General features: G+C 69.1%; 10 protein-coding genes. 7 read left to right on the top strand and 3 right to left on the bottom strand.

The window, feature by feature from the left end; translation table 11 throughout:
- Nucleotides 1–111: 111 nt before the first annotated feature.
- Nucleotides 112–1,239 (top strand): resuscitation-promoting factor, encoded by a 1,128-nt coding sequence (locus tag J4E04_RS15490; RefSeq protein ID WP_222629006.1) that lies wholly within the window; start codon nt 112–114, stop codon nt 1,237–1,239.
- A 107-nt stretch (nt 1,240–1,346) separates the two neighbouring features.
- Nucleotides 1,347–2,204, top strand: coding sequence for a 16S rRNA (adenine(1518)-N(6)/adenine(1519)-N(6))-dimethyltransferase RsmA (gene rsmA / locus J4E04_RS15485; RefSeq protein WP_261782163.1), 858 nt, complete (start codon nt 1,347–1,349; stop codon nt 2,202–2,204).
- Here rsmA and J4E04_RS15480 read toward each other — a convergent pair.
- On the bottom strand, nt 2,192–3,190 hold the full coding sequence (locus tag J4E04_RS15480) for a helix-turn-helix transcriptional regulator (RefSeq protein WP_490148963.1): 999 nt from the start codon (nt 3,188–3,190) through the stop codon (nt 2,192–2,194). The two genes, rsmA and J4E04_RS15480, sit on opposite strands and share 13 nt — an antisense overlap.
- Before the next feature lie 85 nt (nt 3,191–3,275).
- Between J4E04_RS15480 and J4E04_RS15475 the strand changes: the two genes are divergently transcribed.
- The 4 genes from J4E04_RS15475 (at nt 3,276) to J4E04_RS15460 (ending at nt 7,590) form a co-directional block, all read left to right on the top strand.
- Nucleotides 3,276–4,226, top strand: coding sequence for a 4-(cytidine 5'-diphospho)-2-C-methyl-D-erythritol kinase (locus J4E04_RS15475; protein WP_490148962.1), 951 nt, complete (start codon nt 3,276–3,278; stop codon nt 4,224–4,226).
- Entirely contained in the window at nt 4,226–6,010 is a 1,785-nt protein-coding gene (locus J4E04_RS15470) for an ABC-F family ATP-binding cassette domain-containing protein (protein ID WP_490148961.1), read from the top strand. Before J4E04_RS15475 ends, J4E04_RS15470 begins: the two co-directional genes overlap by 1 nt.
- 61 nt (nt 6,011–6,071) lie before the next feature.
- A complete protein-coding gene (locus J4E04_RS15465) occupies nt 6,072–6,746 on the top strand; it encodes a DUF4166 domain-containing protein (protein WP_027504082.1) in 675 nt (224 codons plus the stop codon).
- A 163-nt stretch (nt 6,747–6,909) separates the two neighbouring features.
- Nucleotides 6,910–7,590, top strand: coding sequence for a fasciclin domain-containing protein (locus J4E04_RS15460; protein ID WP_027504081.1), 681 nt, complete (start codon nt 6,910–6,912; stop codon nt 7,588–7,590).
- 194 nt (nt 7,591–7,784) lie between these two features.
- Here J4E04_RS15460 and J4E04_RS15455 read toward each other — a convergent pair whose 3' ends face one another.
- Both J4E04_RS15455 and J4E04_RS15450 read right to left on the bottom strand, forming a co-directional pair.
- On the bottom strand, nt 7,785–8,129 hold the full coding sequence (locus tag J4E04_RS15455; RefSeq protein ID WP_231476131.1) for a hypothetical protein: 345 nt from the start codon (nt 8,127–8,129) through the stop codon (nt 7,785–7,787).
- Nucleotides 8,130–8,419: 290 nt separating this feature from the next.
- A complete protein-coding gene (locus J4E04_RS15450) occupies nt 8,420–10,060 on the bottom strand; it encodes a peptide chain release factor 3 (protein ID WP_490148960.1) in 1,641 nt (546 codons plus the stop codon).
- 164 nt (nt 10,061–10,224) lie between these two features.
- Here J4E04_RS15450 and J4E04_RS15445 point away from each other — a divergent pair, with 164 nt between their 5' ends.
- On the top strand, nt 10,225–11,859 hold the full coding sequence (locus tag J4E04_RS15445) for a fatty acyl-AMP ligase (protein WP_222627617.1): 1,635 nt from the start codon (nt 10,225–10,227) through the stop codon (nt 11,857–11,859).
- Nucleotides 11,860–11,869 lie beyond the last annotated feature (10 nt).

Here is an 11,869-nt window from a genome sequence, read left to right as displayed (position 1 = left end):
AGCCTCTCGGCCTCGTGATCGTCTCGACCCGGCAAGGAAATCGAAGTTGCGTTATTCGTCCGTGATGTCCGTTCGACCAGTCGTGTCCACCGGGGCGGGAGCGCGGTGACGATGTCGCACGTCGCCAGACTCAACTCCGCCCGGTCCCGCCTGCTGTACGTCGTGGTGGCCGCGCTTCTCGCCACACTCGTCGTGGGAGCGAGCGTCGCCGTGGCCCGCCACAAGACCGTCACGATCGACGTCGACGGGCAGCAGGTCCAGCTCTCCACGATGACCACCGACGTCCGCAGCGCCCTCGAGGCCGCCGGATATCAGCCCACCGAGCGGGACGAGGTCGCGCCCGCCGCGGACGCGACCCTCGCCGACGGAGAGACCGTCACACTCAAGCGGGCCCGCGAGGTGACTCTCACCGTGGACGGTGCGCCGACGACGGTGTGGACCACCGCCTCCACCGTCGCCGAGGCCAAGGATCAGTTGGGCATCGCTCCCGACGTCCACATCGACGAGTCGGAGTCCGACCCGCTGCCGCTCGACGGTGCCTCCGTCAACGTCGTGCTGCCGAAGTCCGTGACCCTCGCCGACGGGGCCGCGTCGCCCGCACCGATGCGGCTCGCCGCACCCACCGTCGGCGAGTTCCTCGCCGCGGCCGGTGCGCCTCTCGAACAGAACGACACGGTCGCCCCCGCGGCGGACGAGCCGCTCGTCGAGGGCGCCGTGGTCACGGTGACCCGCGATCGGACGGAGACCGTCAGCGTCACCGAACCCGTCGTCGCGCCGGATCAGCGCATCGAGGATCCGACGATGAACATGAGCAAGACGATCGAGGAGTCCGCCGGCGCTCCGGGCGAGCAGAACGCGACCTACTCGGTGAACAAGGTCAACGGTGTCGAGGTCTCCCGCACGCTCGTGAAGGCCGACGTCACGACACCGCCGGTCGCCAAGACCGTGCGCGTCGGTGCCAAGCCCGGCACCGAGGTGCCGCCGGTCGAGAACGGCGCCGTCTGGGACGCCCTCGCGCAGTGCGAGGCCACCGGGAACTGGGCCATCAACACGGGCAACGGCTTCTTCGGCGGCGTGCAGTTCGACCAGAACACCTGGGAGCGGCAGGGCGGGCTCAAGTACGCGGCGCGCGCCGACCTGGCCACCCGCGAGGAGCAGATCGCGATCGCGTCGCAGACCCAGCGCACCCAGGGCTGGGGCGCCTGGCCCTCCTGCACCAGCAGGCTAGGGCTGCGCTGACATACGCTCCACCCGTGTCCGAACCTCCCGTCTCCCCGCCGACGTCCGATTCGCCGACGTCCGATTCGCCGGCGTCCGATTCCGCAGCCGGTCCGGCACGCGTCCGCCTGCTGGGGCCCGCGGAGGTGCGCACCCTCGCAGCCGAGCTGGGCGTCCGGCCCACCAAGACCCTCGGCCAGAACTTCGTCCACGACGCGAACACGGTGCGGCGCATCGTGACCGCGGCCGGAGTCGGTCCGGACGACACGGTGCTCGAGGTGGGGCCGGGACTCGGATCGCTGACCCTGGCGTTGCTCGACGTCGTGCACGACGTGGTCGCCGTCGAGATCGACCCCGTACTGGCGCAGCGTCTTCCGCAGACCGTCGCCGAGCGCGCCGAGTCGCGAGTCGACCGGTTGGCGGTGGTCGGTGCGGACGCTCTGCGCGTGCGCCGCGACGAGATTCCCGGCGCGCCGACAGCACTGGTCGCCAACCTCCCGTACAACGTGGCGGTGCCGGTGCTGCTGCACCTGCTCGCCCTGATCCCCACCCTGCGCACCGCGCTGGTGATGGTGCAGTCGGAGGTGGCGGACCGGCTGGCGGCTCCTCCCGGCAGCAAGACCTACGGGGTGCCGAGTGTGAAGGCCGCGTACTTCGGCGACGTCCGCCGCGCGGGCGCCGTGGGCCGTTCGGTGTTCTGGCCGGTGCCGCAGGTGGAGTCGGGTCTGGTGCGCGTCGATCGGCACGAGAATCCGCAGTGGCCGATGGAGGAGACGTTCCGCCGCACTCTGTTCGCCGTCGTGGACGCGGCATTCGCGCAGCGGCGCAAGACGTTACGTGCGGCTCTGGCGGGGTGGGCCGGATCGGCGGCCATGGCGGAGACGCGGCTCGTCGAGGCGGGGATCGACCCGTCGGCGCGCGGGGAGACGCTCGACGCCGCCGCGTTCGTCCGACTGGCGCAGACCACCGGTGGTCACGAGTCCTGACGCGCGCTGTGCTCGTCGCGGGCACGGGCGTATCGGGCGGCGACACGGTCGAGTCGCCGTGACTCGACCTCGCAGGCGTCGATCAACTCCTGTGGGCCGCACACCGTGAAGTCCTCGTCGAAGGCGGCGAGCCACCGCGCCATCGACGGGTAGGTGTCCGCGGTGATCGAGACCTCGCACCGCTCGTCGTCGAGCCGGGCGAGGGTGCCCCACTGCGGATCGACGCGGTCCTCGATCCGTTCGAACGGCACGTGCAGCACGACACGTCCGCGGGCGGCCGAGAACGCCTGATCGATGCCCCTCGACACGAACTCCGCGGCGCCGCCCTCGGGCAGGGCCCGAGGAGTGAAGCGAGGCCCCGTCGGCACCTTCGGATCGAGGCGGTCGACGCGGAACGACCGCCAGTCCTCACGGGCGAGGTCCCAGCCCACGAGGTACCACCGCAACCCCGACCGCACGAGCCGGTACGGCTCCACCTCACGCCGCATGGTGTCCCCGCCGTGGGTGCGGTAGTCGAACCGCAGGCGTTCGTGGTTCTGGCACACGGTCGCCAGTGCCGTCAGTACCGACGCGTCGACGCTCGACTGCACCGGACGTGACTGCACGACGTCGATCTGCAGTGCGTCGAGTCGGTGACGCAACCGTGACGGCATCACCTGCCGCAGCTTGGTGAGGGCCCCGATCGACGACTCCGCGGTGCCGGTGACGGACGCGGACGCACCGCTCTGCAGCCCGAGCGCCACGGCGATCACCTCGTCGTCCGTCAGCAGCAGGGGTGGCATCTCCGCGCCGGCACCCAGCCGATACCCGCCGCCGACGCCGACCGTTCCGTCCACCGGATAGCCCAGTGACCGCAGCCGGTCGACGTCACGGCGCACGGTGCGCGGGGTGATCTGGAGCCGTTCGGCCAGATCGGCCCCGGACCAGTCGCGCCGGGTCTGCAGCAACGACAGCAGAGCCAGCAGTCGGGCGGACGTCTCGCGCATGTCGACATGATGCACCCGACTGCGGACAGTTCGGGTCCTCGATCCGGTTCGGTACTCGGGCGTACGCCGACTACAGTGGTGAGACGTGCTCACAGTCGTTCCGCGGCCGGTCTCGGTCCGCGCTCCCGCCAAGGTCAATCTGCACCTTGCCGTGGGTGACCTGCGCCCCGACGGCTACCACGAACTCACCACCGTCTTCCACGCGCTCTCCCTCGTCGACGACGTCTCCGTCGTGGCCGCGGAGACACTGTCCGTCAGCGTGTACGGGGACGATGCGGGCATCGTTCCCACCGACCACACCAACCTGGCGTGGAAGGCGGCCGAACTCGTCGCCGCCCATGCCGGTCGTCGGCCGGCCGTCGCCATCAGCATCGACAAGGGCATTCCCGTCGCGGGGGGCATGGCCGGGGGCAGCGCCGACGCGGCCGCGACCGTCGTCGCGCTGGACGCGCTCTGGAACCTCGGCCTGTCCCGCGAGAAGATCATGGACTTCGCGGCGCAGCTCGGCAGCGACGTCCCGTTCTCCGTCGCCGGTGGCACGGCCGTCGGCACGGGTCGCGGCGAGAAGCTGCTGCCGGTGCTCTCACGCAACTCCTTCCACTGGGTGCTCGCTCTCGCGAAGGGCGGTCTCTCGACTCCCGCGGTCTACGGCGAACTCGACCGGCTGCGCGAACGGGGAGCGCCGCCGCGCCTCGGCGCACCCGACGAACTGATGCAGGCCCTGGCGTCGGGCGATCCGGCGCGGGTCGGGCCGCTCCTGGGCAACGACCTCCAGGCCGCGGCGCTGTCCCTCGAACCAGGCCTTCGCCGCACCCTGCGCGCCGGCACCGAGGCGGGTGCCATCGCCGGCATCGTCTCCGGGTCCGGACCCACCTGCGCCTTCCTCTGTGCCTCCGCCGACCACGCGGTCGAGGTCGGCGCGGAACTGTCCGGCGCCGGCGTCTGCCGCACGGTACGTGTGGCACGTGGACCGGTGAGCGGAGCGCGAGTGCGCACCGAACGCGACCAGAACGATACGAACCGGGGACAACACTGATGGCCAACCTGATCAACCTGGAGCAGGTCTCCAAATCCTTCGGCGTGAAGCCGCTACTCGACGGAGTCTCGCTCGGTGTCCAGGAGAACGAGCGCATCGGCGTCGTGGGCCTGAACGGCAACGGCAAGACCACCATGCTCGAGGTGCTCGCGGGCGTCGAGCAGCCCGACTCGGGCCGGGTGAGTCGCGTGGGCGGCCTCCGGATGGCCGTCGTGACGCAGCGTGGTGTCCTGCCGCCCGGGTCCACCATCGGGGACATCGTCCTCGCACCGCTCGGCGTCGCCGAGCACGAGTGGGCCGGTGACGCCCGGATCCGCAGCGTTCTGGACGGCATCGGCATCACCGGTCTCGGGCTCGACGCACCGGTCGAGCAGTTGTCGGGAGGTGAGCGCCGACGCACGGCGCTCGCCGCCGCGCTGGTGCAGGACCTCGACTTGCTCGTGCTCGACGAGCCGACCAACCATCTCGACGTCGAGGGCGTCCAGTGGCTGGCGGAGCATCTGGTGAACCGGCGGTCCGCACTGGTCGTCGTCACCCACGATCGGTGGTTCCTCGACACCGTCGCCACCCGCACCTGGGAAGTGGTGAACGGTCAGGTCGAGACGTACGAGGGCGGCTACGCCGACTGGATCTTCGCTCGCGCGGAGCGCTCTCGCCAGGCCGATGCCGCGGAGGATCGTCGCCGCAACCTCGCCCGCAAGGAGCTGGCCTGGCTGCGCCGCGGACCGCCGGCTCGTACCTCGAAGCCGCGCTACCGCATCGAGGCCGCTGAGGCCCTCATCTCGGACGTGCCGCCGCCGCGCGACTCGGTCGCGTTGTCGAAGTTCGCGCAGACCCGGCTGGGCCGCATCGTCATCGAGCTCGAGGACGCCACGCTGGCGACCCCGGACGGCCGCGTACTGGTGGAGGACTTCACGTGGCGCCTCGCGCCGGGGGAGCGCATCGGTCTCGTCGGCGTCAACGGCTCCGGCAAGACGACGTTGCTCCGCACCATCGCGGGCGAGCTCGAACCCGCGAAGGGCCGCCGCATCGAGGGCAAGACGGTGCGCATCGGCTGGCTCCGCCAGGAACTCGACGACCTGCCCGTCGGGATGCGCGTGCTCGAGGCGGTCCAGGACGTCGCGGAACGAATTCAGTTGGGCGACAGGGAGATCTCTGCCGGACAGCTCGCCGAGCGACTGGGCTTCACGCCTGCACGGCAGCGCACGCCCGTCGGTGACCTGTCCGGTGGCGAGCGCCGTCGACTGCAGCTGACACGCGTGCTGATGTCCGAGCCGAACGTCCTGCTCCTCGACGAGCCGACCAACGACCTCGACATCGACACGCTGCAGCAGCTCGAGGATCTGCTCGACGGCTGGGCCGGCACCATGATCGTCATCAGTCACGACCGGTACCTCATCGAGCGCGTCTGCGACTCGACGTGGGCTCTGTTCGGCGACGGCAAGCTCACCAACCTGCCGGGTGGCATCGAGGAGTACCTGCGGCGTCGCGCGCGAATCGCCGCAGCCGACGACGCGGCTCCGGGGATGACGTCGGGCGGGGGAGCGAAGCCGGCGGCGGCCAAGGGCGGTGCCGACGAGCGCGCCGCTCGCAAGGAACTCTCGAAGCTCGAGCGCTCCCTGGTCAAGCTCGACGATCGGGTGCGCGCACTGCACGTCTCGCTGGCCGAGGCGGCGACGGAACCGGCGACGTTGCAGTCGCTGAACGCCGAGTTGCTCACCGTCGTCGCGGAGAAGGACTCCGTCGAGGAGCGCTGGATGGAGCTGGCCGAGGAACTGGGCTGACACGGTCTACCCTCGCGTTCAGGCGGTCGATCGGCGACCGCGTTCTGCGCGAGGAGTGACGATGACATCCGTCGTGTCCGAGGTCATGGGCTCGGAGTTCGAGAAGCTTCACCCGAAGGTGCAGTGGCGCTTCGGTTTCGGTGCGGACGATCATGTGGCGCAGTTCGGCACCGGTGTCATGGAGACCATCACGCACTCTCCGCTGCTGCCGCCGCCGGCCCTGTGGCTCGGTGGCAAGCGGCGGATGGTCCCCTCCGACTCGGGCGAGAACATCCCCTTCACCATCGCCAACTACGCGTACACGGACGAGCTGGGCAGGCCCACGCTGGCGTTCGTCCGACGGTTCCAGTTCCCCGGCCACGAGGTGGCACTCGACTCGGTGATGGTCGTGGGATCGCGCGGCGCACTCGACTACATCGGTGCCGGCCCCGACATGGTGGTGCACACCCAGTGCTCCGCGGACGCCGACGGTGGCCTGCGGCTCGACAGCGGTCTGCCCCGGTTCCTCGCTCCGCGTGGGTCGATCAAGCCGCCGGGTCTCCTGTCGGCGGAGACCATCGGCCGCGAGTGGTGGGACGAGGAGCAGCAGCGCCACCGCATCGACATCGAGGTGCGTGGCCGCACGCTCGGGCGGTTGTTCCGCTACACCGGATGGTTCACGGCCACACAGGAAACCTGCCTTCCGACCGATCTGCCCGCCGAATTGGGGCCGGGGCGTACCGATCCCAGGGAGTGATCCCTGGTCGGACCCCGAAGTGACTGGTGGGGAATTTTTCTCACAACCGTCACCAATCCCCCATGGGACCCGGATCCGAATGGTGGATGACACAACCGACAGCGGCCGGTGATCATCACCGGCGGTGAGCGGCTATCAGATCCGTACAAGAAGGGTTCTCGCCATGAGCGTCACCAAGAGCAAGAGTGCAGTAGCAGTCGGCTTCGCAGCAGTTGCACTCCTCGGACTGTCCGCATGTTCGTCCGACGACAGCAGCAGCACCACCGAGACCACCGCGAGCAGCAGCATGGAGTCGATGACCTCGTCGGCCATGTCCTCCTCCACCGCGATGAACTCGAGTGCCGATCCGGCCTCCAACCTCGTCGGCTCGGGCTGCGCCGCCTACGCCGAGCAGGTCCCGGACGGTGCCGGCTCCGTGAGCGGAATGGCTGCCGATCCGGTCGCCGTCGCCGCCTCCAACAACCCGATCCTCACCACCCTGACCGCAGCGGTCTCCGGTGGCCTGAACCCGGGCGTCAACCTGGTCGACACGCTGAACGGCTCCGAGTTCACCGTCATCGCCCCGACCGACGACGCGTTCGCGAAGATCGACCCGGCCACCATCGAGACGCTGAAGACCGATTCCGCGCTGCTCACCAAGATCCTCACGTACCACGTGATCCCCGGCCAGATCGCTCCCGACGCGATCGCCGGCGAGCAGACCTCGGTCGAGGGCCAGGCAGTCAACGTCACCGGTGAGGGCGACACGCTGAAGTTCAACGACTCGAACCTGGTCTGCGGTGGCGTCAAGACCGCCAACGCGACCGTCTACCTGGTCGACTCGGTCATGATGCCCCCCGCCTGATCCTTTTCCACAGGGATCATGAGGACGAACACTCTCTTCGCGGCGGTCGTCCCCCGACTGTGTCCGTCGTGAAGTAGTACGAGGCGACCCGAGATTCTTCTCGGGTCGCCTTCGTGCGTCACGGGGACGGATGACGACAGCACGAGAATGGCCCCCGGCGATGCCGGGGGCCATTCTCGTGTGTCAGGGGAGGATCAGCGGAAGCCCTTGGCGGGGTTCTGCAGATCGAGCACCACCGTCGTGCCGTTGGAACGCACGTGCAGCTCGGGGCTCGCGAGCCCACCGGAGGTGAGGTACTCACCGAGGAGCTGCAGCAGCTCGTCGGGTCCGGTGGAGGAATCCATCGGGCGCGTGTCGCGGCTGGTGATCTCGTTCTGGGTCAGCCGTCCCGCGATGCGGATGGACGCGATGCCCATGGCCGTGCGGCGATCGGGGCTCGGGTGACGACCCGAGGCGAAGCTGCTGCCGTTCGACGATCCGTTGGTGGACGTGCTGCCGCCAGGCAACGCGTGTTCGGAAATCTGATCACTGGTTGTCATGTCGACCTCACTTTTGCTCGGAGTGACGCTCGAAGGTGTCCCGTTGGATCGGTGGGCTGGTGCCTTGCCGATCTTGATCCCCGTGAGGGGCCCACTTGATCCATCGCTCATTACTCGGACTGCTCCTCGATCGTCTCGGTACGTGACTCGAGTACTTCCGAAGAACAAACCAGAAGTACGTTCGAACAGAGAAAAAGTACCACGGGAAGGAAACAGCGAACAGTTTTGACCCTATGGATTGGAGATGACACCAATCTTGGGGTGAGGTGGTGTGGAGATGTCCCAGAGAATCAGTCGGCCGCGGCGACCAGCGGCTCGAGCAGCAGGTCCGGCAGCTCCTTCTGGATGTACTGCAGCCGCCACTTGTCACTGACCAGCGCCAATATCACGCCGTCCGTGCGGGTGAACACCTCGACGCCGCGCTGGCGACCGAGCTCCCCGGCGGACGCCGCGTCGGTGCGTCGAGCGATCGAGTAGCCCAGGGGCTCCATGCGCGCCTCGACGCCGAACTCCGACTTCATGCGCGCGGACACCACCTCGAACTGCATCGGCCCCACGGCGGCGAGGACGGGTGACGCGTCTCCGCGGATGTCGTTGCGGAGGATCTGGACGACACCCTCCTGATCCATCTGGTCCACGGCGCGACGGAACTGCTTGTACTTGCTCGCGCTCTCCGCGCGGAGGACGGCGAAGTGCTCGGGAGCGAAGGACGGGATCGGCGGGAACTCGACCTTGCGATCCGCGTACAACGTGTGGCCGGGAGCGAGCGCGGTGGCGTTGACCAGCCCGACGACGTCGCCGGGGTAGGCGTTCTCCACCGTGGTGCGCTCGCGGCCGAACACCGTCAGCGCGTACTTCGTCGTGAACGGTTTGCCCGTCTGGGCATGGGTGACCACCATGCCGCGCTCGAAGACTCCGGAGACCACGCGCATGAAGGCGAGGCGGTCGCGGTGTGCGGTGTCCATGCCGGCCTGCACCTTGAACACGACCGCGCTGAAGGGGTCGGTGACCTCGCGCTCACCACCGGCCACATCGGGACGGGGGCCCGGGGCCGGAGCGAACGAGACGAGGGTGTCGAGGATCTGGTGCACGCCGAAGTTCAGCATCGCCGACGCGAAGATCACCGGAGACGTCCGGCCCGCGAGGAACTCGTCCTCGTCGTGGCGCTGCCCGCTCTCGACGAGCAACTCGCTCTCCTCGACGGCGGTGGTCCAGTCGTCGCCCTCACGGGACTGCGCCGCCTCGGAGTCCATGAACTCCTCGGGTGCGATGGTCGCGCCACCGGCCGTGCGGGTGAAGTGGATGTACTGGTGCTCCGACACGTCGAGCAGTCCGCGGAAGTCACCCGCGATACCGACGGGCCAGTACAGCGGGGTCGGCGTCAGACCGATGCGCTCCTCGATCTCGTCGAGCAGCTCGAGGGGGGAGCGGCCCGGCCGGTCCCACTTGTTGACCACGGTGATGACCGGGATGCCGCGGTGCCGACACACCTGGAACAGCTTCAGCGTCTGCGGTTCCAGACCCTTCGCCGCGTCGATCAGCATCACGGCGGCGTCCACCGCGGTCAGCACGCGGTAGGTGTCCTCCGAGAAGTCGGCGTGACCCGGGGTGTCCACCAGGTTGATGGTGTGATCGGCGTAGTCGAACTGCAGCGCCGTCGAACTGACGGAGATACCGCGCGCCTTCTCCATCTCCATCCAGTCGGAGACGGTCGAGCGGCGACCCGACTTCCCGTGGATCGCACCGGCCTCGGAGATCTTCCGCGCGTGCAGAGCCAGGGCCTCGGTGAGCGTCGACTTGCCCGCGTCGGGATGCGAGATCACCGCGAAGGTGCGACGACGCTCCACCTCGCGCCGGAGGTTCTTCGGCGGGGTGGTGCCGGCGGCGGTGACCGCGGTGGTGGTGTCGGTGTCGACGGACGGGGTGCTCACGAAGGCCTTTCTTCGGTGACCGCAGCTGTGCGGATCACTGGTCGGAACGTACCCAGGGTACTCGGCCGACACGCCGAGCCCGTCCGTCCGTAACAGCGGTCACCGTCGTCCGGATGTAACAGTGGTGCGCGCACCCGGCACGCACCACCGACGAGGGAGTGACGTTGAGCAGGTTCACCGAGGAGATGTACGCGACCGCGGCCACGACCGAGCGGGGTCTCGTCACCGGTGAGCCCGACGCACCGTTGCGGCAGACGTGGGGCGACATCCATGCGGTCGCGCGCCGGATGGCCGGCGGGCTCGCCGCGGCAGGGGTCTCCCGCGGGGACGCGATCGGCATCCTGGCCGGTCAGCCGGTGGACATCGCGCCGTCGTGCCAGGCGGCGTGGATGCGCGGCGCGTCCGTGACCATGCTGCATCAGCCGACGCCGCGCACCGATCTCGCCGTGTGGGGTGCCGACACCGAGACCGTCATCCGGATGATCGACGCCGCCGCGGTGGTGCTCGGTGCGCCGTTCGACGCCGCGGCGCCCATCCTGGAGGAACGCGGGATCACCGTGCTGACGATCGACGACCTGCGCGGCGGTGAGGACACCGATCCCGTGCCCACCGACGAGTCCGACATCGCGCTGCAGCAGCTCACGTCCGGGTCCACCGGATCTCCCAAGGCCGTGCGCATCACCCACGAGAACTTCTACGTCAACGCCTACGCGATGATCGATCGGATCGAGTACTCGCTCGAGGACGACGTGATGGTCAGCTGGCTCCCGCTGTTCCACGACATGGGGATGGTCGGGTTCCTGTCGGTGCCGATGCAGGTCGGAGCCGAGGTCGTCAGCATCACGCCGATCGACTTCCTGCGCTCTCCGCTGCTGTGGGCCCAGCTGATCGACAAGTACCGCGGCACCGTCACCGCCGCTCCCAATTTCGCGTACTCGTTGCTCGCGCGCAGGCTGAAGCAGGCGTCCGCCGACACGGCCCTCGATCTGTCGTCGTTGCGCTACGCGTGGAACGGTGCCGAGCCGGTGGATCCCGACACGATGCTCGCCCTCGCAGAGGCGGGCGCCCGGTTCGGGCTCGCCCCGACCGCTCTCGCACCCGTCTACGGGATGGCGGAGACCACGCTCGCGGTGTCGATCCCGGTCCGTGATCAGGGCCAGGTGCTCGACGTGGTCGACGCGGATTTGCTCGAGGTGATGGGCCGCGCCGTTCCGTCGACCAAGGGCAACGTCCGTCGTCTCGCGACGCTCGGGCGGATGGTGCCGAATCTCGAGGGGCGCGTCGTCGACGCCGAGGGCCAGGTGCTCCCGAGTCGCGGCGTCGGTGTCATCCACGTGCGGGGGCCGGCGGTGACGCCCGGATACATCACGGTGGAGGGCTCGGTGTCCGCGCAGGACGACGACGGGTGGCTCGACACCGGAGACATCGGGTACTTCACGGAGGAAGGCCTGGTCGTCGTCTGCGGGCGCATCAAGGACGTCATCATCATGGGCGGCCGCAACATCTATCCGACCGACATCGAACGTGCCGTGGGCACCGTCGCGGGCGTCCGGCCGGGCAATGCCGTCGCGATCCGTCTCGACGCGGGGCAGAAGCGGGAGAGCTTCGCGGTCGCGGCGGAGACCAACGAGATCGCCGACCCGGATGCGGTCAAGCGCATCGAGCACGACATCGTGCACGCAGTGTTCTCGGAAGTGGGGGTTCGTCCTCGCACGGTCGCGGTGCTCGGTCCCGGCACCATTCCGAAGACGTCCTCGGGCAAGCTCCGCCGCGCGAACTCGGCGTCGCTCCTCGGCTGAGCTCAGCGCA

The sequence above is a fragment of the Rhodococcus sp. NFXS4 genome, assembly GCF_058139645.1.
The sequence above is the reverse complement of the archived record's forward strand: the minus strand, read 5'-3'. Positions and strand labels throughout refer to the sequence as shown.